Below are 26,432 nucleotides of genomic sequence, written 5' to 3'. Positions count from 1 at the left end.
AGATTCATGGCAAGGGAAATTCTTGCCATGCGTTGGTTTGACGCAGTGCTTCATACAAAATAATTGCAACTGCGTTAGATAGATTGATTGAACGAGAAACAGAAGCCATAGGAATATAAATGATTCTATCTTTTGGCATAGATTCCATAATTTCTTCAGGCAAACCACTGGTTTCACGTCCAAAAACAAAACGATCTCGTTTAGAATATTCTACTTCAGAATAACACTTTGTACCAAATTTTGATATTAGAAAAATTCGATCCGAATCATCTGAAGTAAATTCTTGCCAATCGACATATCTGCGCAGTGTGAGATGCTCCCAGTAATCAAGGCCCGCTCTCCGTGCAGATTTTACGCTTAGATCGAAGGAAGGCTCACCAATAATTCCCAATGGCACTTCGGCATTGACACATAAGCGCCCAATATTACCCGTATTTGGTGGTATTTCGGGACGAAAAAGAGCGACTTCCATACTTAGAACTATTTCTTTTCTAGAGATTTTTTTAGAAGTAGACCAAAAGACGAAGTAGAATGAGATTCTTCATCACTTACCAAATATTTCTGGAATTCCATTCTTTCTTCTGTATCTTTAGCTCGTCCGATCGAAAGGGAAATCTGTCTTTTCTCGGGATTGACTTCCATTACAAATACTTTGACTTTTTTACCTGGTGAGAACTCGGTCGCCAAACTTTGCTTAGGCGTAGTTCCTGTTTCTCGATTGGGAACAAGACCATGGAATTCATCTGTTAGTTTCACAAAAAGTCCAAATGGTTTGATTGAGTCTACTGTTCCTTCAAGAATATCCCCTTCTTTAAATGGAAGTCTTAGAGACCAAGGATCTTTGAGAAAATCTTTAACACTCAAGATGATTCGGTTCGATGTCCAATCCAATTCTAGAATTTTGGCTTTTAGAGTCTGACCTAAATTGAATTGAGTTTCGAGATTCACATTTCTAGAATAAGTTGCTTCAGTCGCTGGAATAAATGCTGACAGACCTTCTAAGTTTGCTTGGATTCCAGATTTTTGTATAGATGAAACTGTTACAGTTACAAAAGAACCAACCTTCCATTCTGATTTTAAAATTTCTTTGCGAGCTTCCTTTTCTTTGTCAGCAATCTTTCGCTGAGAGAGTAGTATTCTTTTTTTATCAAGATCGGTTACTACGAAACGAAACTTTTTGCCTTGGAGATCTTCTCCTTTATAAATTGGCTCGAATTGAGATGCAGGGCAAAAACCAGTATGATCCCCTAATTTAACTTCCCATCCACCGTTGACGTTGGCTCCAACTTGACCGAGAATAGGAAGATCATTGGTAATAGATAATTCCATTCGGCTAGCAGTAATCTCATCACCTTGCAAGCAATAGGTGAAAAGGTAGTCGCCTGAAGATTCTTCGAGAAAGAAAACTTGAATCTCTGCTCCTGGTTCAACTTCCTTTTCGAGACCTACGAATTCTTCAGCAGCAACAACACCGCGGATTTTCTCTTGGATAGTTTGAATAAAGACAAAGTCCTTAGCCTTTCTTGTAATCTTCGCAATATGCTGCGATCCAGGCTCGATATTCTTTCTTTTTTTTAAACTTTCTTCTAATAATGCAGCAAAATCTTCCATACTATACTCACCCTATATTTTTATTTTTGTACTGAATGCGATCTACCTTGAACATAAACGACAGAAGGCTTCATAATTCCTTCCGAATCTGACAATGGATTTCTTTCATAGAGAATCAAATTTGCCTCGAGTCCTTCACCAATTTTACCTAGGTGCCCAGCTTGGAGAAATCGGCAAGTATTCTCTGTAATGGCTTTAAGATAGTATTTTCTATGATCGGGGATTTTTCCAGAATCTTTTTTAGGTATTGCAATTGTTTCTACGGATTTTTCTAAACCAAACAATCTTCTTAGAGAATCCATAAACCCAGATTTTTTCCCATCGGATGATTCGTTACCACCTTCCGATTCAGAATTCAAAGTATTTTTGTCCCAAGAGCGAAATACATCTTCCCAGATTTTTATTTCTCTGTAAGCTCCGGCACCCGGATAGACAAGCGGATGCCCGGCACCTGATCCAAAGATAAGATTGTTTTTCATAAACTCTCTGGAAAGAAATTGAGTCCTGTAAGTTTCAAATTCTTTTTTTGCTTGGATATTCTTCTCATCAGACTGAATCAAAGATTCGGAAATTTCTTTCGATACTTCCGAATAATGCACTTTAAAAAAAGGACTGATCTTTTTGTATTCGGAGTATTCATGCGCCCATGACTTTTGAGACAGACTTGACTGGTAGTAGTAAACGGACATGAGAGGCGACCATTTAACTTTTCTTAGCTGAACTGATGTAAAATCTCCATTGATCGGATGATAAATTGCATCCCAACCAGTGGCAATTGCTTCTTGGGTGGAGAGCGGATCTGCAAAAGTATGAATGATCCAATCATCTCCAATTTTATTTTCCGTTTTTAATTTATAGAGAAAGCGAATATCAGGAATGTATCCGCCCAAATCTCTTTGGAAAATATGCGTCTTAAAGGAAGTCTTTGCTTGCAGATAGGATCTCATGTCTTCATCACTTCGAATGATTTTGTACAAACCGTCCGGTATGGATTCTTCGGATTCTGGAACAATGGGTTGTCTTGATAGATGAAGATTCGGTCCTTTCCAGAGACTTTTGTCTACATTGGATTTTGCTTTTTCAACCCATTTACCATCTGCAACAGACATTACATTTGTGAAACCATGACTTACAAAGGACTGGAGTGCAAGCTTCAAAGAATCAACGCTTGCCTGATCACCCCAAGGATTGACACCAAGCGTGACATAAGCATCACAAAAACCGGGCAAGGCGTAATAACTTGGCTTGGATTGCGCTTGGACTGGTATTTTTGGTAAGGCAAAATTTTGAATTTTCAAAATTTTACCTCGATCTATCGTTATTTGTTTTTGTTCAGAGAATATCTGTTTTTCGGAGTCCCATATTCGAACAGGAGCTACAATGATGGGTTTGGCAAATGTTACAGAATAGGAAAAAAAGTACAGCAATATGAAAAAAAGGTTTTTTTTCCTCGATTTTTTGAAACTATAGGCTGGAGAAAAGCGCATGGGAAATAAGGAAACCAAAGAAATCTCCGACCATATAAAATTGACGATTGAGAATGGTAAAATTCTCGCTCTCAAGACACATAAGGTTTCTAAAAGCGTTGAAGAGAATATCCAAAAAGCAATAGAGCTCATTTTGGACAAACTTACATATGCTACCCTCGTGCCTACTCTATATACCATAATAAAAGAACTTGCTATCAATGCATGCAAAGCAAATCAAAAAAGGATTTTTTTTGAAGAAAGAGGTTACGATATCTCCAATGGAGACGATTACTACAAAGGTCTTCAGGAATATAAACAATCTTTCAGCGAAGCAATGTCCGATGAATATGGTTTAAAATCTAAGAAAAAAGGATACTATTGCCTTATAAATTTCAGCTACAGTGCTGACGGAATTACCGTTGAAGTGATCAACAACACTCCCATTGCTAAACAGGAAGAGAAATCCATACGCGAGAAATTAGAAAAAGGTATGGCATACGATGATATCGCCCAATTCTATATGGACAACGCTGACAATGCAGAGGGTGCAGGACTTGGGCTCGCTCTCATTCTAATCATGCTAAAAGGCGAAGGAATTGATCCTAATTTTTTTAGAATTATTATTGGAGATGAGACGACCACTGCAAGATTGGAGATACCACTGACACCGGGATTCAAAAGTAAGAGAAAAGTTTAACTTTACATGCCCTTTCCAATTTCTGTTTGCATCATCACACTCAATGAAGAAGATAATTTAGAAAAATGTATTTCCAAATTAGGATTCGCATCTGAGATAATCATTGTTGATTCAGGATCCAACGATCGTACTTTAGAAATAGCAAGAAGCTACAAAGCGAAAGTTTCATTTCGTCCATTCGACAATTATGTAAATCAAAAGAACTATGCCTTAACTTTAGCGCAGAATGATTGGGTTCTAGCTTTGGATGCTGATGAAGTTCCAAGCGAAGAACTGATTCAAGAAATTATTTCTTTAACGGAAGAAGATAGAAAAAATGCCAATGGCTTTGCGATTCCAAGAATGACTTACTATTTAGGTCAATGGATTCGCCATGGAGGTTGGTATCCCAATCGGCAGGTTCGTTTGTTTCGACGCGACCAAGGTCGTTTTGCTGGATTTCTTGTTCATGAAACAGTTCAGATCTCCGGTCATATTCGAGAACTCAAAAAACCGTTGTATCATTTCTCTTATAAATCCTTATCCGATCATTTAATCTTTATCAATCATTATTCGACACTTTTTGCCATAGAAAAATTCAAGCAAGGCAAAAGGTCAGGACTCACCAAAGCGATAGGTAAATCCCTATTCAAATTGATCTGGATGTATATATTTAGATTAGGATTTTTGGACGGTAAACCAGGTCTTGTGATTGCGATCTTGGGATCGTATTATAACTTTCTTAAGTATACAAAACTCTTCGAACTAGAAAGAGACAAGGAGCTAGCCTCGTCTCTCCTTGTTGTGGTTGATTCGATTCATGATATAGAGAGCAAGAAAGCCCCCAATAAAAATGGCGATCAAGTTTACATTCGAGAGTTGAGTTGAACCTATCTTCGGTGACATGAGCCACATGATGATATCTCTAATAAAAGTCTGAAAAAGGGCAAAAACAATTAGAGAACCAACTGCTGCAACGAGCATAGCTCCCCAAAACTTACCCAAGAGATCTTTTTTTAGAAAATAGTAATAGTACCATGCCATTACTGCAGATGCACCTAGAAAGAACACGATATCGACCAAAGTTGTCCAGGGTGCCGACGGAGCCCCCAGAGGTGGAAAATAGTAATTTGCCATATTTCTCTTTTTTTTACTATCCTATGAGATTTCCATCTGGAGTCTATTATTTTAAACTATGAATAATCTTAGATTTTCAAATGAGACAGAAATTTTTGGAATTATTGGCAATCCACTGTCTCACACTCTATCACCTGTTCTCCACAATGGACTATTCCAAGATCATCGAATGAATAGAGTCTATATGGTTTTCCCAATTGAGAATCCAACGAAGGATGAATTGCTTACACTCAATCGCTATGGATTGCGCGGGCTGTCAGTTACGATTCCCTATAAAGAATGGGCCTATCAAATCGCTGATATACTTGATCCAACAGCTGAAAGGATGGGTGCTGCTAATACTTTACTATTTACAGACAAGGGAATCGTTGCATACAATACAGATGGAATTGGTGCTTTAGAATCCATACTGAATAAAAATCCCAAACTTGTTGAGCAATCAGAATCTGGAGATATTCTAATATTAGGATATGGCGGCAGTGCTCGCGGAATAGCTTTTGCAATTCTCGACTATATGATGCAAAAATCCAAACCTGATATGAATGGATCAAGTATTGATAAAGGAATTATCCAAAAAAAAATCTTTATAGCAGGTCGTGATCCTATTAAAGCTGAGAATCTAATTCAAGATTTAAGAAAGTTCTCGCATTTGCTTATCGATTTCATTCCACTAGAAAAAATCGAACCCAATAGTCTAGACAATGTTAAATTACTCATTCATACGACACCTGCTGGCATGAAAAACAATTCAATTGAAAATATCATTCCCAATAATTGCATTCATTCTTCGATGACAGTGTTCGACATAGTCTACAATCCGAAAAAAACGAATCTTCTCATAGCTGCAAAAAAGAAATCTGCAAAAATTATCTATGGATTGGATATGTTGCTCTATCAAGGTATGAGACAATTCGAACTATTTACAGGCGTTAGTCCAACAAAAAAAGATATCCGTAAATCGAAGCAAAGATTAATCAAAAATCTTCAAAAATGAATCCAGATAATTTCAATTCTGATAATGACTGCATAAAATTCTTGGATTTTATAAATCGTTTAACAAATCCAGAAAAATCTAGAAATTTCAATCGATTCCATGCTTATAGTCTTGATCCTTTTCAAGGCTGTATGGAAAAATTCCAAAAACCTCACACAAGTAAATTAAAAATTTCTATTGTAGGAACCAATGGAAAAGGATCACTAGCTCACTACCTTAGCGAATTACTTCAGAAATATGGCAAAGTAGGATTGTATACCTCTCCACATTTGATCACACCCCTAGAAAGAATTCGAATCAATTCCAAAAATGCCGTAGAATCAGAATTAGATGACATTTTGATAGAATTATGCGAAGAAAATGGGAATTTAGAATATTTACAGAACTTTTCTTATTTTGAAATTTTTACTTTATTTAGCAAATTATACTTTAATAGACAGAGCTGTGATTTTGAAATCTATGAAGCTGGACTCGGTGGAAGATTAGATGCAACCAAATTGATGAATGCAGAAATCGTTGTTCTTACAAAAATTGATCTTGATCACACAGAAATTTTAGGCAAAGATGAGGTTACTATTCTAAAAGAAAAACTCGGAATCATCAGAGAAAATACCAAAATCTTATTCTGCTTAGATCCAAACTCAACTGAATTGAAAAATGAAATCTTGCAATTCACAGAGAAATTATCAATACCTGTTTATTTTTATTCCTATATGCATTCAGAGCAGAAACCAGAATTCAATTATCTACATCTATATTTTGAAATGGCGATTTTCATCTTGGATATTCTATATAAGGTAAAGATTATTGAATTCAAAATAGATAAACCGGCTACCGATTTCAGACAAATAACTCCACCTCAAGCTAGATTAGAAAAACTGAATGATAATCCTTTGATTATTTACGATACAGGACACAATCCGCGTGCTTGCATGAACGCTTTGAACGATTTAAAGAATAATTATTCAAATATAGAATGGGATTGTATAGTCGGCTGTCTCCCCGATAAAGACTCGGACAGCATTTACCAAAATATTTCTTCGCTTCAAAATGTATCGAATCTACTTTTTCTAGACTACAGTCCATTCAAGAAACCAACTAAACACCAAGCAAACAGTCTAGATAGTGAGCAAAAACTTATTGATTGCTTAAAAGAAAATATCAATAATAAAGTGAATACTCTTGTTATGGGCAGTTTTCGAATCTATCCTATAGTACAAAATGTTCTCATGAAAACTATGCCATCTATGTGATTTAAGAAAACATGTTTGCCATATTTGATGAATTTTTCTAACCTGTTTTTTAAGAACATTGTTCAGGTATCAATATGCAGACTCCCAAAGACTCAACACGCAAAAGTATACTTCAAGCAGCACAGGAAGAATTCCTTCGAGTGGGATTTGAGAAATCATCCATGCGACGTATATCCAAAAAAGCCAATGTATCAACTAGTAATATTTATAATTATTTCCAGAATAAAGAAGATCTATTAAAAGTATTGGTTGAACCGGCAATCAAAGGCACGGAATTAGGAATAAGCCTAATCTCTAGCGATGACTATCTCGAACAACGTCTACAGTTTACTTATGAAACTCTGAAACGACGATTCAATGTAGTCTTGGACTATGTGGACGAAAATCGCGATCTTTTTGATCTTTTACTTTTCAAATCATCTGGTTCCATATATGAGAATTTTTTGACAGAGGTTCTTGAAAGAGTCACAGAACTCAATATGAAACAGGTCGATTACTTCAAGAAAACCCATAATATGGAAAGCCTTGAGACGCACGTATTTTTTGTAAAAAATCTTATAGCATTCTTTATGAATATATTTGTCGAAATGGTTAAGAATAAAATTTCAAAAGAAGACATGTTCAAGATCGAAGATAATTTTTTGAAATTTCTTCACTTTGGAAGCAAAGCAATTCTACTCGACCAAAAAGATTAAAAATTCTAGGTTGGAGGGGCAATGTATAAAACAATACTTGGCCACAAAACCTATCTATTCCCAGATCTTGGAATACTATTAGCTAAAGCTAGTCCTAAGAGATCTGGTGATTTACTAGCTGGGGTCGCTGCAGAATCAGATGAAGAACGTGTTGCAGCAATGATGGCACTAGCTGACACCCCTCTAACTGAATTTATACAAAAAGAAATCATTCCATATGACGAAGACGAAGTAACTCGTCTTATACAAGACCGTCTTAATAAAACTGCATTTGCCGAAATATCTCACCTAACAATTGGAAGCTTTAGGGATCTTTTGCTTTCTGAGGAAGCAGATACTGAATTTTTTTCTAGAATCAAATCTGGTGTGACACCTGAAATTGCAGCCGCTGTATCAAAAATTATGCGCAATCAAGATTTAATTCTTGTCTCGTCCAAAATAGAAGTTGTAACAAAATTTAGAAATACGATTGGATTGCAAGGTCGCTTCTCGACAAGATTGCAACCCAATCATCCCACTGATGATCCCAAAGGCATTCTCGCATCTATAATAGATGGATTGTATTATGCAAGTGGGGATGCTGTCATCGGAATTAATCCTGCAACTGACAATATTCAAAATGTATGCAATCTGAATCTACTTATGGACGGAATCATTCATAAACATTCAATTCCTACGCAATCCTGTGTTCTAACCCATATAACCAATACCATTGAAGCAATTAACAAGGGATTTCCAGTTGATCTGGTTTTCCAATCCATCGGTGGAACAGAGAAAACCAACTCATCCTTTGGCATCAATCTAGCGATGCTTCGTGAAGGGATGGAAGCAGGTTTATCTCTAAAAAGAGGATCGGTTGGTAATAATATAATGTATTTCGAAACCGGACAGGGATCATCATTGTCTGCTAATGCTCATTACAATTTGGATCAACAGACTTGTGAGGCTAGAGCTTATGCAGTAGCAAGAGAATTCTCACCACTTCTTGTGAACACTGTGGTTGGATTCATCGGGCCAGAATATCTATACGATGGAAAAGAAATCACAAGAGCTGGACTAGAAGACCATTTCTGTGGAAAATTAATGGGACTTCCAATGGGATGTGATGTCTGTTATACGAATCATGCAGAAGCGGATCAAGATGATATGGATAATCTTCTAACATTACTTGGTGTTGCTGGTTGCAATTTTATCATGGGTATTCCTGGAGCTGATGATATAATGCTCAACTATCAAAGTACGTCTTTTCATGATGCACTCTATCTGCGCCGTGTATTGAACAAACGACCCGCTCCGGAATTTGAATCATGGCTTGAAACGAATGGAATTTATATCCAAGATAAAGGGATACTTCCCCCTCCCAACGGTAATTTAAAATTTCTCGAGATGGTTAATTAAAATATGGCATCAAATCATCAAGATCCTTGGAGAAAATTAAGAACTTATACAGATGCAAGAATTGGTCTTGGAAGAACTGGGCAATCTGAACGTACGGATGATAATTTGGCATTTCGTTTAGCGCACGCTAAAGCAAGAGACTCGCTCAAGATGAACATTGATCCGAATGAATTGCAGAAAACGATTCAGGAGCGACTAGGAGTCAATTTGACTATCTTGAATTCTCAAGCAGATAATTTAGAAACGTATCTTTGCCGTCCTGACAAAGGGCGCCTTCTATCAGAAGAATCTATCAATACTCTCGAAAATCTGAAGAAACAAAACCAAAACTATGGTAGAAAATTCATCGCTATCACAAATGGACTTTCGTCACTTGCAATCATCAACAATATTCATGACTTTTTATCCGAACTATCGAAATTCATTTTAGAATTAGGATTCCAAATCGGTGTTGATATTAACCTAATCTACATTCATCGTTCAAGAGTTGCGATAACCGATCATATTGGCTCTATACTAAATTCCGAACTAGGCATTCTACTGGTTGGTGAGAGGCCAGGTCTTTCTTCACCAGATAGCTTAGGCGCTTACTTAACTTTTGAACCAAGACTTGGCAAAACGGATGAATCCAGAAATTGTATTTCCAATATTCGACCGAAAGGATTGCCTTACAGTATCGCATCTAAGAGATTGGTATTATTGATTCAGGAATCGCTCAACCGTAAGATTTCGGGAGTTCAATTGAAAGACAATTCAGAATCAATTTCACTAATGCTCGATACTAAGAAAGTCCAAGTAAAAATTTGCGGGGTAAGAACAAGTGAGATTGCTGTATATGCTGTTTCTGAAGATGCAGATTATATAGGTATCAACCTTTCGCAATCAAGTAAACGAAATGTAAAATTCGAAATTGCACAAGAAATTTCTAAGAATATTCATCTAGCCAATGCTAGGTTGTCGAAAGATTGCAAGGTAGTATTGCTATTTTTCAAGAATCCAATCGAAGAAATACTCAAAATCTCGAGGACTATCCGACCAGATTTCATTCAACTTATCTGGGGTGATGAAGAACTTAATTCCAAATGGGATTTTCTAAGAGAAGAATTCAATCTACTACCAGCATTTTCAGTTAGCGAGCAGATCACGGATTTAGACCTTCCCTTTCCTAATGAAGAGATCTGTATTTTAGATTCACCTTCCAATGGTCAAGGTGGAGGAACTGGTGCAAAATTTCCTTGGGATAGATTGTCTGGACTCACAAGAAAGTATTTACTTGCTGGAGGGCTCAATCCCGAAAATGTGGAACAGGCGGTGCGCAGTCTGCATCCATATGGCGTTGATGTCGCAAGTGGAGTTGAATCATCTCCAGGCGTCCAATCTCGCGAGAAAATAAGAGAATTTATTCAGAATGCAAAAAAATAATTTAAAAGACGCTCTAGATACACCTGTTATGCGACAGTTTCTAGAGATTAAAGCTAAATATCCAGATGCGATTCTATTCTTTCGCATGGGGGATTTTTATGAAATGTTTATGAACGATGCAAAAGAAGCTGCAAAAATCTTAGACATCGCATTAACAAAAAGACAGAACGAAATTCCAATGGCAGGCATTCCCTACCATTCTACTGAATCCTATATTTCCAGACTTATTAGTGCCGGCAAAAAAATAGTAATCTGCGAACAAACCAAGTCTGATGATCCAAAAGCAAAAATTATGAATCGTGAAGTGGTTCGTGTGATTTCTCCAGGAACTGTGATTGAAGAAAATTTATTAGGCGGATTCAACAATAATTTTCTTGGAATTGCAGTAATTACAGAACTTAAAATTTTCCTTGGTTTTGCTGATGTTTCAACTTCTGATCTATTGTATTTTTCCTTTGAACCAGGGGATATGGATGGGCTTCGAGCAAGTTTATATAAATTCAATCCCAAGGAAATCGTAATTCCTTTGGAACAAAAAGAAAAATGGGATCATTTATTTCCGGAAGGGAGTTTGAATTTTCATCCCTTGATTACAACGATTACAAATGAGGAAATCCAAGAACACAATGAATCCAAGAATGAACTCAATTTAGAAAATAAAAACAAACAAAATTTCGAGAAAAACTATAGTAAATTTGAAAACTCTAATTTACTCAACGAATCGCAGTTAGTTCAGGATTCGAATCCTTCCAAATTCAAAGAATACGAAGTTCTGGAACATATTCTGGATTGTTACTTGAGTTTTAATTATCGGGAGAATAGTTTTTCTTTCAAAAAAGCTGAGATCATGTCGGAGAATGAATACTTGGTTCTTGATGAAGAATCGGTTCGAAATCTTGAGTTGGTTGATAACGATAAATCCAAAGATCATACTCTATTTGCAGTTCTGAATTTCTGTAGAACTTCTGTGGGTAAACGATCCCTAAAACGAAATATATTATTTCCAACTAGAAATATGGAGATCATTCAGAACCGATGGAAGGCAATTGATGCTTTCAGTTCGAAGAAAAATCAAACTAAGATTCGAGAAGAATTGGACAATACGTCTGATCTAGAAAGAATCATGAGTCGATTTAGAGGCAACAAAGCCTACCCAAGAGATTTTGCTGGAATACTCAACACTCTCAAGACGAGTGCAAAAATTCTATCTATACTTCAAGAGATGAATATAGATTTTTCTTATGCACAATTATCCAATTCGATAGCAGGTCTTACTGGCTTACAAGAAGATATAGATAAGCGAATTTTTAAAGGTGAGCTACCAGTTTTTCTTGGTAACTCTGCATTCATTCAAGAAGGATTCAATTCAGACTTAGATCGTTCAAGAAAAGCCAAAAACCAAGGAAAGGACTGGATTCTAGATTTAGAAGAAAAGCAAAAAAAAGAAACGGGTCTAGGCACCTTGAAAATTCGATTCAATAAAATATTGGGTTATTATATAGAAATTTCAAGAAACCAAGCTAAATCATTACCAGAAAGTTATAGCAAGAAACAAACTCTCGTCGGCTCAGAAAGATTTACATGCCCTGAATTGGAAGAAATCGAAAGAACCATTCTTCAAGCCGACCAAGTCATCGACGAAATTGAAAAACAAGAATTCGACTTCTTAGTTGGCGAATGCTTAGAAAAGGAAGAATTGATTCGAGATCTTTCCCGTGAACTTGGACAGTTGGACTTTTTCCTTTCTCTAACAGTCGCTAAGGATCAATACGGTTGGAAAAAACCTGAAGCTACAAACAATCGGGAATTGTTATTGAACGAATGCCGCCATCCCGTAGTGGAGAAATACCTTCCTATCGGTGAGAGTTTTGTACCGAATTCGATTCATTTAGACAATCGTGATGAATCGATCGCAATACTTACAGGGCCTAACATGGCAGGTAAGTCTACTTTTATGCGCCAAGTTGCCCTCAATCAGATTCTATTTCAAATTGGCTCCTATCTTCCAATCAAGTCCGCCAAACTACCAATAGTTGATAGAATATTCACAAGAATTGGGTCCGGTGATAATTTGACTGGTGGTGAATCTACATTTTTTATCGAAATGAAAGAGACTGCACATATTCTCAATCAAATGACCGAGGAAAGTTTGATTCTCTTCGATGAAGTTGGACGTGGAACATCTACCTATGATGGATTGAGTCTTGCTTGGGCAATTCTCGAATACTTAGCTGAACGAGACGTTAGAACCAAAACCATTTTTGCTACCCACTACCATGAACTTACTGAGTTGGAACGAGGTAACGGAATCTTCAATTTATACATGGACACTTATGAGAAAGAAGGAGAAGTTTTATTTCTCAAAAAAGTTAAGCGCGGCAAAGTAAAAAAATCCTTTGGAATCTATGTTGCAAAAATTGCTGGAGTCCCAATCAAGATCACCAAACGAGCAGAAGAAATTCTAGAAGGATTGGAATCCAAGAAAAAAGAAATTAGGATCAGAACCGAAGAGCCAAGTCTATTCCCCGGTTTTCAAGGCGGTCCAGACCGAGCAAGCCTTGCAATGGATCGCATTCGAAAGAAATTGCAGACTATGCAAGTAGACAAGACTACACCGATCGAAGCGCTTGGAATTTTAGATGAATTACAAAGATGGTCCAAAGAGCAATAATAAAGATTCCATAGAATTGTAATCGACCCAATTGATTAGCTCATCTTTTAATTTGGGTTTAGCATGGAATCCGATTCCGAATTCAGCTTCAGCTAACATCAGTGCATCGTTTGCACCATCACCGACCGCAACAGAGTTCTTTTTTTCGACTTGATACTTCTCAAGCAATTCTAAAAAAGCATCGCGTTTTCTTTCTCGATTGACAATTCGTCCGTTTACAGTTCCTGTTAAACGTCCATTTGATTCATCCAAGACATTGGCTTCATAATAATCTAGATTGTATTTATTAGCAAATTTTTCAAGTATAGGAACAAATCCTCCACTGAGAACTGCCACATAACTATGTTTATATGTTTTTATCTGATCAAGAAATTCCGGAACTCCGTCATTAGGATTCAAATGATCATAGACATCGTCAAAGACTGACTTAGGAAGATCTTTTAAATATGCGACTCGCATTCGAAGAGATTCATCAAAGCTCATATTACCTTCCATAGCAATTTTGGTGACACTTGCAACTTCCTCATACAAACCATTGCGACGAGCGAGCTCATCAATCACTTCTTCTCGTATCAAAGTTGAATCCATATCAAAAACAAAAAGATTTGGACTTTTGGAATCCAAAAATTGATTTAGATAGATAAAATCGATTTTAAATTGTTGAAAACTTTGTCTTAATTGGATCAATCTTTCGCGGATCTCAGATCTTTCCACAGCATTGTAATTTTCAGGTAGAATCCAATACAATCCACAAGCTTCACCCACTCTAGTTTCTGCAACGGAGAGATTGCCAGGGAATCGCTTGGTCAAGGATTCAATACATTGATCTCGTTTATCAAAATTCTGGGAAATAGCAATGATTGCAGGCATTTTTAAATTCTATCCAATGATTCTAAACTGATCTAGTTAAGTATTTTTATAATAGAGGTCTTAGCAACTTGCCCCAGATTGAATAACCTTTTTCGTTAAAGTGCAATTTGTCTTTAAGTCCTTCCCGAAGTAAATCTCTGCGAATGGTTGGCAGATCTGTATCCTTCATTTCTGTCCAAGTTTCAAGATAGTGGAGATTGGAATATTGTTTTGGAAGTGATGCAAGAAATATATTAAAAATCGGAACAATAGCATTCAAATTTGGAATATCAGTCGGAGGAACTGCCAAGAAAATAATTTTGGTTCCAGGCAATTTAGAGCGGATTTTGGCAATAATAGAGTGAACATTTTTTTGCGAAAAAGAATGACACTTTCCAAAAATCATATCATTGCCACCGATTTCTATAATGATGTTTTGAGGTTGCAGAACAAGAACATCATCTTCTATTCGCAGTAAAAGAGTCTCAGTCATGTCACCGCCAATTCCTCGATTTACAATTCCCTTGGATGGAAATTCCTTTTCCATCAAGTCTGGTGTAAAAAGTTGAACAAGACTATTGCCGACAATTACAGTTTTGGCTTTCTTAATTTTTTCATTATCGGCCTGATAAATAAAACGAATCGGAAGCCAAATAGAACCAAGGTAGTCTTTGAAAATACTTTCGTTACTCAACCCAGGGTTTGGGTTGCATTCGAAATCGGAACTAAAGTAATTGGTTTCATATTTGAAAGAAGAGAAGAGAGTTTTGCATTGGGCAGAGAAGAGAAATAAAGATAATAAAATTACAGTATTAGTAAATTTCTTATTTCTCATATTCCGATGGTTCGTTCATACGAAAACGCTTCTGCCAATCTTTGATCTGCGACTGAGCATATTCTTCAGTATCGCAAATTCTAAATTCGATTGGGTTATTCGTTCCAGTCTCGATCAACTTAGCTTCAATATAGCCGTTCTTAAGCTTGGTTGTTTCTATTTTATACTTCATGGAAATTTATCCTCTTAAAATGCCAGGTTCTATTTGCTTCTTATCCTTTCAATCTCTTCTAAAGTTTCTTTCTCCTTATATTTGGAAAACAGGAGAATCGCCAATAGACAGAAGAATGCAGCTGCAGGACCCGTTGCTTGTATACCTGTTGAATTAGACGTGTCTCTTCCGAGAAGTAATAGACTAGAAAAAATTAAAATTCCAAGAGTTTGTCCCATTTTTTGCATTAGAGTTCTACCTGCATAAAATAGTCCTTCTCGTTGAGAACCAGTCTTAAGTGCATCCAATTCAGCGATATCAGCTAAAATCGCATTTGGTAATATTCCAAGAATCGCCATTGGAATTGCAGCGAACACAACGACTAGAATACCTTGAATAAACGGTGAGAACGGAATCCATGGCTGACCAAGAATCGAACAAAAACAAAAAACGAGAAAGAAAATAGAGAAACCTACTAATACTAAAGGTTTCTTACCTATCCTTTTAGCTAGTATATTAACAACAGGATACATTGCAAAAGATGTTACTCCAAGCACAAGCATAAGCAATCCCTGCAATTGTTCTTCTTGAACCAAGAGAACCGTTACATAATAGATCAACCCAGTTTGTAAAATGGTTGTGGAAAGAAAATATGCGAGATCGGAAAGAGAGAAGTAGAGAAAACTTTTATTCTTAAAAGTAAGAATCAATGCTTCTTTGAATGGAACAGTCGATGGCTCTGACTGACAGTATTTTTTCTCATCAACAGCAAAAACAGGAAAATACATGCAGATCATTGCAAGCAGTGATAGACCACCTAATGTATATTGCACGGCATCCACTTTTGGAAGATCATAGGCACTCATCATACCTCCCCACATAACAGGTGCTTGTGCGGCGATTGCAATACCTAGAAAGTATGTGACAGAAATATAGGTGGAAATATTCAATCTTTCGTCTGGTGTTCGGCCCAATTCAGGGATTAAGGCAAAATACGGCGTAACATAAGTGGTTAGAAAAAAGTAAAAAGCAAACATCATAACCACAAGCCAAACGAGGTTCTTTGTGCTTACAACGCTGTCAGGCGGGAAAAATGTAAGAAAACAAAATAAAGCGGCTGGTAGAGCGCCAAAAGCAAGCATAGGAACTCGCCTACCCCATCGCGTGTCTAGTTGGTCGCTGTAATTCGCAATGAGGGGATCGGTAATCGCATCCCACAGTCTTCCAAGAGATGCAACAATTCCGATCGTATTGAGAATTCCGAAAATTGCGACATCCGTAACTAGGATCGGTAGATCCGCTTCCTTCGGAGGTAGGTAAAAATATACAAGCCAAGTTCCAATTATATTGATCAACAATGACCAGCCGAATTGACCAATAGCATAACTAATTGTTCGTCCTAACGGAAATTTAGGTCGTTCCATGAAAACTGTACCTGCCTACCAAAACTGTATTAACGAAATCTATAGAAGCGTTCTTAATTTGGCAATGGATTTTTTTGAAATTTGTATAAATCTGGAAAATTCTTCGCCTCATACGGATGTTCTGTTACAAGAGAAGATTGCCAACTCTCAGGAACTCCATCAGCAAACTCAGGCTCCATACCGGCATCTTGAATCAGCTGTAAGGTATTTGAAATCTCAGATCCTTTTACATTCAAGTAACCAGAAGCAAATAGAGAATTTGCAATAAATAGACCCATGGACTCTAAACTTCGTAGATGGCCTTCTCTTCCAGCTGCCATACGGATCTCAGCATTTGGATTGATGAGACGAAAAACAGCTAGTATGCGTAGGCACAACTCAGGTGTTAAATTACTGGGATTTTTGATTGCATGTCCTTTTACAGGAATAAAAAAATTGACGGGAATGCTCTTCACATCCAAACGCTTAAGTTCAATTGCAACATTCACAATATCTTTGAAGCTCTCGCCCATTCCAACAATTACACCACTGCATAAACCAATGCCTGCTTGATTCGCAGATTCGAGCGTAGAAACTCGATCTTGATAAGTATGAGTAGTACAAATTTCACCGTAGTGAGATTCTGCTGTGTTCAAATTATGATTGTATCGATCAAGTCCTGCATCCTTTAGGATTTTTGCTTTCTCGTTGTCCAAAATTCCAGCGGATAGACAAACTTTCATATCCAGCTCATCTGTAATTCTTCGTATAGTGGAAGATAGTTTCTGAATGGAACGATCTCCAGGACCCGTTCCTGATGTAACCATACAAAATCTATAGGCACCATTTTCTTTGGCAACCTTCGCATCATTGAAAATTTCTTCTTCCGATTTGAGTGGATATTCCTTAATTCCAGAATCACCATTCTTTCGCTGAGCACAATATCCACAGTCTTCTGGGCAGAATCCGTTCTTTATATTATCAAGGATATGAATTCGAACTTGTTTTCCAAAAAATTCTGTTCTAGGTTTGCTTGCCTTCTGAATTACTTCCAATAGTGGAACACTGCCATCAAGAATTTCGAGGGCTTCTTCTTGGTTGATAAGACTATCTATGGTTGTCGCGATCATTGCTTCCATAATCTAATTGAGAATCAGTGCGTAAATTCTTTTTCCAGCACATTTGTAAGCACAGTAAATACTGTTTCCAAACTTTGTTCCGCTATATTGTAGGGAGGAGTGATGTACACTGTGTTGCCTAGAGGTCGAATCAAAACTCCATTGTCTAAACATGCCTTACGTATTTTGGCACCTACTGGATTCAAGTATTCGTCTCGCCCCAATTCTACTTCGACTTCAAAAGCAGCGATTGCCCCTAACACGCGAAAATCCCGGATTCGATCACCGAGCCTTTTCAACAAATTATTTCCAAATAGATTCAATTTTGTCTCGAGGCTTTTCACTTGATTGGCTCCTGATTCTTCCAAAATTTCCATAGAAGCGATAGCTGCTGCGCAAGCGAGTGGATTGCCCGACATTGTATGGCCATGAAAAAATGCCTTATTGGGATCAGGTGAATCGAATTCACTATAAATTTCGTCGGTCGTAAGGGTAAGTGCCAAAGGTAGCGTTCCCCCAGTGAGTCCTTTTGCAAGACAAACAATATCTGGCTTGATTGTAGCCTTCTGAAAAGCATACCAACTTCCTGTCCTATACATTCCAGTGAAGACTTCATCCAGAATCAATAAGATTCCATAATCTTGGGTAATTCGCCTAACTTCACGTAGATATCGATCGGAATGAAATACCATTCCATTGGCTCCACTAACCAAAGGTTCAAGAATGACTGCAACTATATCTTCGGATACCTGCTCCATAGACTTTCTAAAATCATCCAAACATTCTGTTGAACAAGATTCTGGTTTGAGTTGATAAGGACATCTCACACAATTCGGCGATTGGAATTCTTTTGTCGGAAATGCTAGATCCCGAAAAATTCTTGTAAATACAGAATCCCCTCCGACGGACATAGCTCCGATCGAATCGCCATGATAGGAGAGTGAAAACCGAACAAAGCTTTTTCTTTTATGATCTGTTTTCTTGTTTCGATTTCGAAAAAATTGCAATGCGATTTTTAAAGCGATTTCTATTGCATTGGATCCGTTGTCCGAAAAGAAAACTTTTGAGAATGAAAATTCATTATTCAACTTGGTGGAGTTTAAAATCTTTCTTGCTAATAATTCAGCTTTTGGATGAGTAAAGCCAGCAAAAATTACATGATCTAATTCAGACGTCTGTTTTCGTATAGCGTCCATTATATGAGGATGATTGTGACCATGAATAACTGTCCACCAAGATGAAATCGCATCTATGATTTTAGCTCCCTTGTCGGTATAAATAAATTCACCTTCTCCTCGTTCAATGCGAATCAGAGAATTCTCTGATCTTTGGATCGTCATCGGATGCCAAATCAATGGATCAGTCCTGAGAGTTTTTCTTCTGTGTCAAAATACTTATGAATATATTGAAACAATTTATCTTTTTTTAGAATTTCACCATTTATTTTGGGGACAAAAAACTCCCCCAAACATGGAAATCCCGAAATTTCCGAAATGATATCTTTGGAGTCGATCCAAATATCACTCATCTCACCGTAGCCAAAAAATCCAATTACAGGAATATTTCGATTTCTCAACATCTCCAAACTCATCAAACTATGATTGATCGTTCCAAGACTTGTTGATACGACCAGTAGAACAGGAATATTCAGCTCATGAATCCAATCTATAGTCAATGTTTTGCGATTTAGAGGAACCATGATTCCACCTGCACCTTCGACGATAATTTCTTGACCAATTAATTTTGCTTGTGATTTATATCTATCCCAGAAAAGATTCAAAAATTCTAAAGAAACTTCTGAATTTTCTTTACTTGCAGATAAATGAGGAGAAGCTGGATAAATAAATTTATAACCTTCTGGTAGTATGCAAGATGAATCGTTGAGGCAATTTGCAATCGTATCGCTATCACTTGGTTGAGAATTATCATCAATGCCAGTCTGCACTGGCTTCCAATAAAGCAATTTATTGCCTATTCCATATTTAACCATGATTGAAAGTGCAATCATAGTCTTACCAATATCAGTTCCGGTTGCTGTGATAAAAATTGACACGATAATCCAAACGTAAAATACTGGGAAGATACTTATGGAACTACCCGTATGGAAATCCATCTTCCGCTCCGAAACAAACCCCGTCAAAGAAATATTTCATTTTCTGAAAACAACTGCGTTATTTCAAGGTTTACCCAATAAACATATTCGTGAAGTTGCAAGACTGGTTCATAGAAGAAATTATCAGGCTGAAGAAATTGTTTTTCGACAAGGTCAGATGGGTGCTGGACTTTTTCTCATATTTAAAGGAAAAGTTGAGATCCAATCAACCCATGAAGGCGTGACTCTCAAGCTCGCGACTTTGGAACCCGGATCTTTTTTCGGTGAGTTGAGTCTATTCTCGGAAGAGCCGAGATCGGCTACTGCAACTTGCCAAGAAGATTCCATATTATTAGGATTCTTCCAACCTGAATTGGATTCACTCATCCAGACAAAACCAAGGACAGGCAATGCGATCCTCCTAGCCTTTTCGAAAGTAATAACTAAGAGATTGATAAACACCAATCAAGTGTTAGAGATTGCATACTTCAAAGGAAAAAAGAAAAAGGTTGATAAATGATTTCTGAGTCAAGAAAGACAGAGTCAGCCTTAAAATTTGTTTTTTACGGACTGATAGTTCTCATTATTGCCGTGATGATTGCCGGGATCAAAATCCTTGGCATCCCAATTCTACTTTCTATCCTTGTATACTACGCATTTCACGGATTGATCAATGATCTGGAGTCATATGGAATCAATAGAGCTCTTGCTATATCAATTATTTTTATAGTCATAGGTGGAATCATTTATTCATTATTCTATTTTTATCTTCCTGTTGCCGTTGAGAGATTGTCTCCTTTTCTTTCTTATTGGACAAAAGAATTCGAAAATCAAGAAAATGGAAGGTTTGCCGAACAAATTGACTGGCTTCTGAGAGTTGATTCTGAATTTATACAGAAGACAATTCCTCCTGGTGAATTAGCAAAAAACATATTAACTTACGCGAACTCAACAATTGATGATATAATTGATTCTGTTCCAAATATTATCACCTATCTGCTGATAACTCCTATTTTTTCATTCTTTCTATTATTAGATGCCAATTCAATCTACAAAGCTTGTGTTGCGATTGTTCCCAATCGGTTTTTCGAAATGACTCTAATGATCACACATAGAATCAATGAGCAAGTAACCAATTACTTAAAAGGTTTAATCATTCAATCCACTATTATGGCTGTAATTGCTAGTGTTTGTTTCTATTTTCTGGGTTTGAAATTTTTTGTAGTTTTTGGAATTTTCTTAGGCGTCGCCAATGTCATTCCATATCTTGGCCCAGTGATCGGACTTATTCCTCCAGCGATTTACGCGCTTGTAACCGGAGGAAGCTTGGAGTCGGTTTGGCCGGTCGCATCAGTCGTTTTGCTGTGCCAATTGATCGATAATGTTCTAGTCCAACCAACAGTAATTGCGAAATCAGCATCACTTCATCCGTTACTCGTCTTGATTGGCATCACAGTTGGGGGCAATTTACTAGGTCTATGGGGAATGCTTCTTGCGATTCCGATACTTTCTGTACTCAAAGTAACATTGGGAATATTATACAAAAGCCTCAAAGAACATGGCGTTATTTAGAAAACATAATAATCCGTAGATTTATTAGAAATAAAATATGGAGTAAGATATGAATCGAGAGCTGCTAAGCCAAAAGGCAATCGAATCCAAACTTGAGAATCTCGGGAATAACTGGAAAATTCACAATAATCATTTATTTCGAGAATTCAAATTTACAAACTTTGTAAAAGCATTTAGTTTTATGACAGAAGTTGCTTTTCATTCAGAGACTATGGATCACCACCCAACATTGATCAATACTTACAATCGAGTATCGATCGAACTATGGACTCATGATACAGGAGGACTCACTGAGCTAGACTTTGAGTTAGCTATGAAAATTTCGAATATTTCGAATTTGAATGTATAGATGAAGTAAATTCAAGCAATTTAAAAAGATCAATTGTTTTTACCTACAGAACTTATCCCAGTTCAATGGTCCGTATAGCGAATTGCAATGCTCCAATAGAAAAGGGGGAATCGAGTGTCATTTTGGAAAATATTGAATAATAGAATATTCTAATTTTCATGATTCCGAATTTTCTTATGAGGGATTGAAGTTAAAATTACTCCAACAAACACAATACTACAGCCTATAAGACCAATAACTCCTAGCAATTCTCCGACCACAAAAAATGCAAACAGACTTGCAAAAACTGGCTCAAGACTAAAGATCAAGCCAGCTCTAGTTGGTGTAACCGCTTTTTGGAATCGAGTCTGAACCCATACGGGAACAATCGTTGCAATGACCCCCGTATAGAAAATTCCAAACCAAGCTGAATTGGAAAATTCCATCTTAACTTTACTCGGATCATAAAACCAATCTATTCCCAATAAAATGCCTGCAAGAATTGAAGCTGCAGTCAATTGTCCTAATATCAAAGATACCTCATGATATTTCTTGCTTACTATATCGATCAATAAAATATAGAGAGCAAAAAAGAAAGCACCAATGAGAGTGAGTATGTCACCCCATTGTAAAGCAAAATGGAAATCTTGAGTATCTATTCCTTTATCACCAATCGAAATTAAGAATATCCCGATAAAAACAATGACAACGGCTAACAAAATACTGAACTTAGGAATGCGGCGAGTCCATATAGACTCTAACATCGGTATGATGACCACATAAGCACCTGTAATAAAGCCTGATTGAGTTGCGGTTGTATATTCTAAACCAGCAGTTTGAAAATAGTATCCTCCAAACATCACTAATCCAACGAGCAATCCGATTCCAAATGTAGATCTATTCACTTTTGACAAATCTGACTTCCAGAAAATAAGCGCACATCCAAGGGCTATGGTGAATCGAAGTATAAGAAAAAGACTGGGAGAGAGAGAATCAAGGGAAAGTTTAATGAAAATAAAAGTGCCACCCCAAATAATCGTCATGAATACCAAATAAAATTCAGCGGTGATATAGAATTTGTCCCTTTTTGCATCCATTACAAAAAAACCTCTTACAGCTCACCTTAGTTTTACGCCAGGTCTTGGAGCCTATGCCTTAGAAGAATGTAATTCCATAATCTTGAATCCCTGGATTCCAGAAAAGAAGAATACGGCAGAGCCACAGCTCATCCTACACCCGGAAAAAATTATAGTACGAAAAGTATCCTTGCAAGCTCTACTAGGACTTCTAACTAGAAGTTATAGCTTGAGGGATATCTATGTCCTTCTCGCAGAAAAATTAGGAGATAAAGATTTTGTTTTGGATCCAGAGATTCGTGATCTAATTCGTAAAGAAGGTGGATACAATTTGGTTGTTCAGATTCGTCAATCACCTCGTTGGACTGAACAATCTGCACGCAATCATTTAACCAAAATTATAGGACGTGATCCTTCCCAGAAATTGAATGAGCTCAAGCCCAGATTTTTATTGGAAATTTTCAATAATCATGCAAAACTTTATTTAGCCCTTAGAGACAAGCCACTCTATCAACGAGGCTTTCGTTCTCCTCTCTCCAAAAGTGCACCTCTAAGTGAAGATATAGCGGCAATATTGCTAAACCAAATGATTCAAAGATTTTTCCAAAATCAAGGGAAGGGTCAAAATAAGAACTCAATACAAAATTTTGATCCTAAATCTAAGATACGATTTGTTCTACCTTTTTCTGGAACGGGCACTTTGGCATTCGAGTTCTATCTCATTATGAATTCTATCGCACCTGAGAATCTCAATTCCTTAGAAAGTAAACATATCAATATCTGGAAAGGAAATGATCCTTATCTTTTCCTAAGAAAAAAATCAAAAGCTAGTATTTTAGAAAATCTAAATATTATAATGGAATGCTATGATCTAGAAACGGACGCTGTTGACAATTCGAATTCCAATCTAGAATCGTTTGCAGAACGCATCCAAGAATTAAGATCAGACATTCTAGTAAATAGCCAAACTAATAAGTCCAAACCCAATGCTAACTCCACACTTCATTCCAAAACGGATAGATCAGCATTTTGGAGTTTTGAAGAGGGGAATTTTTTCGAACGCAAAATCGATGCGGGTGAAGGTGAGACAATTTTCCTTCCTCTCAATCCACCTTACGGCTTACGAATGCAAAAAAAAGAAGAGAATACAAACTTCTACACAAGAATTGCTGAGAAACTCATCGAAATTGAGAAAAAGAATGCAGGGAATCCAATATTTGGCTTCTTGCTCTGCCCCGATTCCGAGACCCATTTCTTGGCATGTAAAGTCATCAAACCAAAATACAAAATAGAAACCGTTCACTTCTCCCAGGGCAATTTGTCCTTGCGCGCGTTATTTTTTTCTAGACCTATATGAAAAAACTCTTGTATGATTTTCGGATTATGTCCCTTATATACCTTAGACCTTTTTCAGGTTAAGAGACATAAACAGGTACTGGGCATGCAAGTAACGAAAGATCAGCAACAAATTTCACTCCTCATTTCAATTCCTTGGGAACTCGACGCAATTCGAGTGATTGGTAAACCGAACTTTTTGAAGGTTCACGAAATCCTACAAGGATCTGGGCGATATCTGGAAATTCTTTGCGAAGATACTGCGTATTTTCCTGCATTCGAGCTTTTTTGTGACTTGGTAATTAAGAATGTTCAGGATAAGCATCTTCCTGCACTCTCCGTATTCTTAAATGCACTGAGAACTTGGGATTGGCAAGAATCTAAGAAAATCGCCTAAGCTTTTGTCTTGAATGTAAAATTGGAGAACTCCTGGAAGAATATTCTGGGAGATGAATTTACTAAGCCCTATTTCCTCGAACTAACAGAATTTGTAAAAACCGAATATAAGAATTTTCGAATATTTCCGAAAGCCAGCCAAATCTTTCGAGCCCTTGATTCCTTACCAGTCCAGAAAGTTCGTGTCGTCATTCTTGGACAAGATCCGTATCATGGAACAGATCAAGCAAATGGTCTATGCTTTAGTGTTAACCCCAATGTCCAGGTTCCACCTTCGCTTCTGAATATTTACAAAGAAATCAAAAATGAATTACTAACAGCAGGTGAACAGAATGTAACTATTCCTAAGTCAGGTGATCTCTCACACTGGGTTGAACAAGGAATCCTTCTGCTCAATGCAACACTCACAGTTCGAGAAAATCAAGCCGGCTCACACCAGAACAAAGGTTGGGAAAAATTTACAGATCGTGTAATAGAATTACTATCACAAGAAAGATCTGGATTGGTCTTTCTACTATGGGGAGCCTATGCTCAGAAAAAAGGAATGGTCATCGACACAAGCAAACATCTTGTTCTAAAATCCCCACACCCATCTCCTCTGTCTGCGTCCAGAGGTTTTATGGGCAATGGTCATTTTCTTGCGACAAATGAATACTTGGTATCCAAGGGTGAGAAACCCATCAAGTGGTTTGAGTGAATCTGAATTTTTCTTGCCTACGTTATGCTTAAGCGAAAGCCTACAAATATGTTTCCAATTACAACTCGTGAATTTATTTTTGCAATCTTCAATGGCATTCTAATCGGTATAGCTAACCTAATTCCTGGTGTGAGTGGTGGAACTTTTGCACTTGTTCTCGGACTCTATGATCGCTTGATTCTTGCGACCACATCCATTGACACTTCCACAATCAAAATATCCATCGCTTTCTTACTATCACCTCATAAGAGAGAATCGAGAGTAAACTTCGCTGAAGAGCTACGTCGAATTGACGCGTTCTTTTTGGGGAGTGTTTTCTTAGGTGTCATGATTGCGGTTGTTCTAGGAGCTAAATTCATGCAATTTGCCCTTGCTAATCATCCATCGATCACCTTAGCTTTGTTTATTGGTCTTATAATTCCCTCACTGTCTGTTCCTTGGAAAATGGTCGAAAATCGAAAATTTTCAACGCTGATCTGGATGATTCCAGGTATTGTACTGGCAATACTCCCAGTATTTTTTATTGCTGATAAAGCGGGATCCGACAATCCGATCATTGGTTTTGTTACCGGTGCCATTGCAATTTCTGCCATGGTGCTTCCTGGTGTTTCTGGATCTTACATTATGCTTGTCCTTGGTGAATACCAAGTTGTTCTCGCAAAACTTTCCAATATTTTGGACCCATCATCCATTCTATTTCTGGGCGCCTTTGCGATTGGTTGTCTTGCTGGGCTACTTGCTTTCACGAGACTCATTCGATATCTTTTAGAACATCATAAATCAACAACCATGTCTTTTTTGATTGGTTTGATTCTTGGATCTTTCTTTATTCTTTGGCCATTCAAAGACTTTTCTGCCGGACAAACTGTAACAGGAAGATCAGGAGAAGTTAAGAGAGATATTCAAATTGCAACTGCCAAGAATATAATCCCTGAGCAAGCATCTGATATCGCTTGGGTTCTAGGATCAATTGCAATTGGTTTGATGCTTGGCATAGGCTTGAACTATGTAGAAGCTCTAAAAGGGGAAAATTACAAAGACAAACATCCTCATCATCCCAATCATCCTAGTGATTCAAGGAAATCGTAGAAACATAAGGCATTCTCTATTTAGAATATGAAAGGAAAAACTTAATAATGTTTAATTAGTTCAAAACGGTATATTCAATTATCGTTTTATACTTTTCATTTCGGAAAGTATGTAATTATCACAAATCACGTAAAACGGATTTGTAAATTTTCATTGTAGCTCAGT

At 37.2% G+C, this 26,432-nt stretch carries 27 protein-coding genes; 15 read left to right on the top strand and 12 right to left on the bottom strand.

The window, feature by feature from the left end; all coding sequences use genetic code 11:
- Positions 1–4: 4 nt before the first annotated feature.
- The 3 genes from O4O04_RS06105 to O4O04_RS06095 are packed head-to-tail and all read right to left on the bottom strand — an operon-like array spanning position 5 to position 2,909.
- Positions 5–472, bottom strand: coding sequence for a tRNA (cytidine(34)-2'-O)-methyltransferase (locus tag O4O04_RS06105; protein ID WP_272534862.1), 468 nt, complete (start codon positions 470–472; stop codon positions 5–7).
- Between the two features lie 8 nt (positions 473–480).
- Entirely contained in the window at positions 481–1,611 is a 1,131-nt protein-coding gene (locus O4O04_RS06100; RefSeq protein ID WP_272534861.1) for a S1 RNA-binding domain-containing protein, read from the bottom strand.
- Positions 1,612–1,631: 20 nt separating this feature from the next.
- Positions 1,632–2,909 (bottom strand): hypothetical protein, encoded by a 1,278-nt coding sequence (locus O4O04_RS06095; RefSeq protein ID WP_272534860.1) that lies wholly within the window; start codon positions 2,907–2,909, stop codon positions 1,632–1,634.
- Positions 2,910–3,096: 187 nt separating this feature from the next.
- On the opposite strand from O4O04_RS06095, the gene O4O04_RS06090 reads away from it, so the two are divergent.
- Positions 3,097–3,777, top strand: a complete 681-nt coding sequence (locus O4O04_RS06090) for a histidine kinase (RefSeq protein ID WP_272534859.1) — start codon at positions 3,097–3,099, stop codon at positions 3,775–3,777.
- Between the two features lie 6 nt (positions 3,778–3,783).
- Positions 3,784–4,644, top strand: coding sequence for a glycosyltransferase family 2 protein (locus tag O4O04_RS06085; protein ID WP_272534858.1), 861 nt, complete (start codon positions 3,784–3,786; stop codon positions 4,642–4,644).
- On the opposite strand, the gene O4O04_RS06080 is transcribed toward O4O04_RS06085, so the two are convergent.
- Positions 4,540–4,893: a hypothetical protein gene (locus O4O04_RS06080; protein WP_272534857.1), complete on the bottom strand. Its 354-nt coding sequence runs from the start codon at positions 4,891–4,893 to the stop codon at positions 4,540–4,542. The two genes, O4O04_RS06085 and O4O04_RS06080, sit on opposite strands and share 105 nt — an antisense overlap.
- A 58-nt stretch (positions 4,894–4,951) precedes the next feature.
- On the opposite strand from O4O04_RS06080, the gene O4O04_RS06075 reads away from it, so the two are divergent.
- From O4O04_RS06075 to mutS, 6 genes are all read left to right on the top strand, one after another.
- Entirely contained in the window at positions 4,952–5,887 is a 936-nt protein-coding gene (locus tag O4O04_RS06075) for a shikimate dehydrogenase family protein (protein ID WP_272534856.1), read from the top strand.
- Positions 5,884–7,140, top strand: coding sequence for a folylpolyglutamate synthase/dihydrofolate synthase family protein (locus O4O04_RS06070; protein WP_272534855.1), 1,257 nt, complete (start codon positions 5,884–5,886; stop codon positions 7,138–7,140). Before O4O04_RS06075 ends, O4O04_RS06070 begins: the two co-directional genes overlap by 4 nt.
- Positions 7,141–7,214: 74 nt before the next feature.
- On the top strand, positions 7,215–7,835 hold the full coding sequence (locus O4O04_RS06065; RefSeq protein ID WP_272534854.1) for a TetR/AcrR family transcriptional regulator: 621 nt from the start codon (positions 7,215–7,217) through the stop codon (positions 7,833–7,835).
- 21 nt (positions 7,836–7,856) lie between these two features.
- Positions 7,857–9,233 (top strand): ethanolamine ammonia-lyase subunit EutB, encoded by a 1,377-nt coding sequence (locus O4O04_RS06060; protein ID WP_272534853.1) that lies wholly within the window; start codon positions 7,857–7,859, stop codon positions 9,231–9,233.
- A gap of 3 nt (positions 9,234–9,236) precedes the next feature.
- A complete protein-coding gene (eutC, locus tag O4O04_RS06055; RefSeq protein WP_272534852.1) occupies positions 9,237–10,655 on the top strand; it encodes an ethanolamine ammonia-lyase subunit EutC in 1,419 nt (472 codons plus the stop codon).
- Entirely contained in the window at positions 10,642–13,326 is a 2,685-nt protein-coding gene (gene mutS / locus O4O04_RS06050; RefSeq protein ID WP_272534850.1) for a DNA mismatch repair protein MutS, read from the top strand. Before eutC ends, mutS begins: the two co-directional genes overlap by 14 nt.
- On the opposite strand, the gene serB is transcribed toward mutS, so the two are convergent.
- Genes serB through bioD form a run of 7 tightly spaced genes read right to left on the bottom strand, consistent with a single transcriptional unit; the run spans position 13,300 to position 19,735 of the window.
- On the bottom strand, positions 13,300–14,196 hold the full coding sequence (serB, locus tag O4O04_RS06045; RefSeq protein WP_272534849.1) for a phosphoserine phosphatase SerB: 897 nt from the start codon (positions 14,194–14,196) through the stop codon (positions 13,300–13,302). The genes mutS and serB overlap by 27 nt on opposite strands.
- Before the next feature lie 46 nt (positions 14,197–14,242).
- Positions 14,243–15,010, bottom strand: coding sequence for an SGNH/GDSL hydrolase family protein (locus tag O4O04_RS06040; RefSeq protein ID WP_272534847.1), 768 nt, complete (start codon positions 15,008–15,010; stop codon positions 14,243–14,245).
- On the bottom strand, positions 15,000–15,182 hold the full coding sequence (locus O4O04_RS06035) for a hypothetical protein (RefSeq protein WP_272534846.1): 183 nt from the start codon (positions 15,180–15,182) through the stop codon (positions 15,000–15,002). Before O4O04_RS06035 ends, O4O04_RS06040 begins: the two co-directional genes overlap by 11 nt.
- Before the next feature lie 29 nt (positions 15,183–15,211).
- Positions 15,212–16,585 carry an MFS transporter gene (locus O4O04_RS06030; RefSeq protein ID WP_272534845.1) on the bottom strand — a complete coding sequence of 458 codons (1,374 nt, stop codon included), beginning with the start codon at positions 16,583–16,585 and terminating at the stop codon, positions 15,212–15,214.
- Positions 16,586–16,638: 53 nt separating this feature from the next.
- Positions 16,639–17,694 (bottom strand): biotin synthase BioB, encoded by a 1,056-nt coding sequence (bioB, locus tag O4O04_RS06025; RefSeq protein ID WP_272534844.1) that lies wholly within the window; start codon positions 17,692–17,694, stop codon positions 16,639–16,641.
- 23 nt (positions 17,695–17,717) lie between these two features.
- Positions 17,718–19,037 (bottom strand): adenosylmethionine--8-amino-7-oxononanoate transaminase, encoded by a 1,320-nt coding sequence (bioA, locus tag O4O04_RS06020; protein ID WP_442915930.1) that lies wholly within the window; start codon positions 19,035–19,037, stop codon positions 17,718–17,720.
- Positions 19,034–19,735 carry a dethiobiotin synthase gene (bioD, locus tag O4O04_RS06015; RefSeq protein WP_272534843.1) on the bottom strand — a complete coding sequence of 234 codons (702 nt, stop codon included), beginning with the start codon at positions 19,733–19,735 and terminating at the stop codon, positions 19,034–19,036. Before bioD ends, bioA begins: the two co-directional genes overlap by 4 nt.
- Positions 19,736–19,769: 34 nt before the next feature.
- On the opposite strand from bioD, the gene O4O04_RS06010 reads away from it, so the two are divergent.
- The 3 genes from O4O04_RS06010 to O4O04_RS06000 are packed head-to-tail and all read left to right on the top strand — an operon-like array spanning position 19,770 to position 21,695.
- Positions 19,770–20,294 carry a cyclic nucleotide-binding domain-containing protein gene (locus O4O04_RS06010; RefSeq protein ID WP_272534841.1) on the top strand — a complete coding sequence of 175 codons (525 nt, stop codon included), beginning with the start codon at positions 19,770–19,772 and terminating at the stop codon, positions 20,292–20,294.
- Positions 20,291–21,346 (top strand): AI-2E family transporter, encoded by a 1,056-nt coding sequence (locus O4O04_RS06005; protein ID WP_272534840.1) that lies wholly within the window; start codon positions 20,291–20,293, stop codon positions 21,344–21,346. The genes O4O04_RS06010 and O4O04_RS06005 overlap by 4 nt, the downstream gene beginning before the upstream one ends.
- A gap of 49 nt (positions 21,347–21,395) precedes the next feature.
- On the top strand, positions 21,396–21,695 hold the full coding sequence (locus O4O04_RS06000) for a 4a-hydroxytetrahydrobiopterin dehydratase (protein WP_272534839.1): 300 nt from the start codon (positions 21,396–21,398) through the stop codon (positions 21,693–21,695).
- Positions 21,696–21,844: 149 nt separating this feature from the next.
- Here O4O04_RS06000 and O4O04_RS05995 read toward each other — a convergent pair whose 3' ends face one another.
- Positions 21,845–22,771: a DMT family transporter gene (locus tag O4O04_RS05995; RefSeq protein WP_272534837.1), complete on the bottom strand. Its 927-nt coding sequence runs from the start codon at positions 22,769–22,771 to the stop codon at positions 21,845–21,847.
- On the opposite strand from O4O04_RS05995, the gene O4O04_RS05990 reads away from it, so the two are divergent.
- The 4 genes from O4O04_RS05990 (at position 22,752) to O4O04_RS05975 (ending at position 26,267) form a co-directional block, all read left to right on the top strand.
- Complete coding sequence (locus O4O04_RS05990; RefSeq protein WP_272534836.1) at positions 22,752–24,107, top strand: hypothetical protein; 1,356 nt, start codon at positions 22,752–22,754, stop codon at positions 24,105–24,107. The genes O4O04_RS05995 and O4O04_RS05990 overlap by 20 nt on opposite strands.
- Before the next feature lie 84 nt (positions 24,108–24,191).
- Complete coding sequence (locus O4O04_RS05985; RefSeq protein WP_272534835.1) at positions 24,192–24,482, top strand: hypothetical protein; 291 nt, start codon at positions 24,192–24,194, stop codon at positions 24,480–24,482.
- Between the two features lie 21 nt (positions 24,483–24,503).
- Entirely contained in the window at positions 24,504–25,178 is a 675-nt protein-coding gene (ung, locus tag O4O04_RS05980; protein WP_272534834.1) for a uracil-DNA glycosylase, read from the top strand.
- Positions 25,179–25,226: 48 nt separating this feature from the next.
- Positions 25,227–26,267, top strand: a complete 1,041-nt coding sequence (locus O4O04_RS05975; RefSeq protein WP_272534833.1) for a DUF368 domain-containing protein — start codon at positions 25,227–25,229, stop codon at positions 26,265–26,267.
- Positions 26,268–26,432: the final 165 nt, after the last annotated feature.

Origin of the sequence: Leptospira sp. GIMC2001 (assembly GCF_028462125.1) — a bacterium.
Classification (GTDB): Bacteria; Spirochaetota; Leptospiria; order Leptospirales; family Leptospiraceae.
Note: the sequence above shows the minus strand (reverse complement) of the source record. Positions and strands in the feature narration are given on the sequence as shown.

Excerpts from the sequence above, each read along its gene's own strand:
- O4O04_RS06105 (WP_272534862.1), bottom strand. The coding sequence starts at position 472 with ATGGAAGTCGCTCTTTTTCGTCCCGAAATACCACCAAATACGGGTAAT.
- O4O04_RS06100 (WP_272534861.1), bottom strand. The coding sequence starts at position 1,611 with ATGGAAGATTTTGCTGCATTATTAGAAGAAAGTTTAAAAAAAAGAAAG.
- O4O04_RS06090 (WP_272534859.1), top strand. The coding sequence starts at position 3,097 with ATGGGAAATAAGGAAACCAAAGAAATCTCCGACCATATAAAATTGACG.
- O4O04_RS06085 (WP_272534858.1), top strand. The coding sequence starts at position 3,784 with ATGCCCTTTCCAATTTCTGTTTGCATCATCACACTCAATGAAGAAGAT.
- O4O04_RS06080 (WP_272534857.1), bottom strand. The coding sequence starts at position 4,893 with ATGGCAAATTACTATTTTCCACCTCTGGGGGCTCCGTCGGCACCCTGG.
- O4O04_RS06075 (WP_272534856.1), top strand. The coding sequence starts at position 4,952 with ATGAATAATCTTAGATTTTCAAATGAGACAGAAATTTTTGGAATTATT.
- O4O04_RS06070 (WP_272534855.1), top strand. The coding sequence starts at position 5,884 with ATGAATCCAGATAATTTCAATTCTGATAATGACTGCATAAAATTCTTG.
- O4O04_RS06065 (WP_272534854.1), top strand. The coding sequence starts at position 7,215 with ATGCAGACTCCCAAAGACTCAACACGCAAAAGTATACTTCAAGCAGCA.
- O4O04_RS06060 (WP_272534853.1), top strand. The coding sequence starts at position 7,857 with ATGTATAAAACAATACTTGGCCACAAAACCTATCTATTCCCAGATCTT.
- eutC (WP_272534852.1), top strand. The coding sequence starts at position 9,237 with ATGGCATCAAATCATCAAGATCCTTGGAGAAAATTAAGAACTTATACA.
- mutS (WP_272534850.1), top strand. The coding sequence starts at position 10,642 with ATGCAAAAAAATAATTTAAAAGACGCTCTAGATACACCTGTTATGCGA.
- serB (WP_272534849.1), bottom strand. The coding sequence starts at position 14,196 with ATGCCTGCAATCATTGCTATTTCCCAGAATTTTGATAAACGAGATCAA.
- O4O04_RS06040 (WP_272534847.1), bottom strand. The coding sequence starts at position 15,010 with ATGAGAAATAAGAAATTTACTAATACTGTAATTTTATTATCTTTATTT.
- O4O04_RS06035 (WP_272534846.1), bottom strand. The coding sequence starts at position 15,182 with ATGAAGTATAAAATAGAAACAACCAAGCTTAAGAACGGCTATATTGAA.
- O4O04_RS06030 (WP_272534845.1), bottom strand. The coding sequence starts at position 16,585 with ATGGAACGACCTAAATTTCCGTTAGGACGAACAATTAGTTATGCTATT.
- bioB (WP_272534844.1), bottom strand. The coding sequence starts at position 17,694 with ATGATCGCGACAACCATAGATAGTCTTATCAACCAAGAAGAAGCCCTC.
- O4O04_RS06010 (WP_272534841.1), top strand. The coding sequence starts at position 19,770 with ATGGAACTACCCGTATGGAAATCCATCTTCCGCTCCGAAACAAACCCC.
- O4O04_RS06005 (WP_272534840.1), top strand. The coding sequence starts at position 20,291 with ATGATTTCTGAGTCAAGAAAGACAGAGTCAGCCTTAAAATTTGTTTTT.
- O4O04_RS06000 (WP_272534839.1), top strand. The coding sequence starts at position 21,396 with ATGAATCGAGAGCTGCTAAGCCAAAAGGCAATCGAATCCAAACTTGAG.
- O4O04_RS05995 (WP_272534837.1), bottom strand. The coding sequence starts at position 22,771 with ATGGATGCAAAAAGGGACAAATTCTATATCACCGCTGAATTTTATTTG.
- O4O04_RS05985 (WP_272534835.1), top strand. The coding sequence starts at position 24,192 with ATGCAAGTAACGAAAGATCAGCAACAAATTTCACTCCTCATTTCAATT.
- O4O04_RS05975 (WP_272534833.1), top strand. The coding sequence starts at position 25,227 with ATGTTTCCAATTACAACTCGTGAATTTATTTTTGCAATCTTCAATGGC.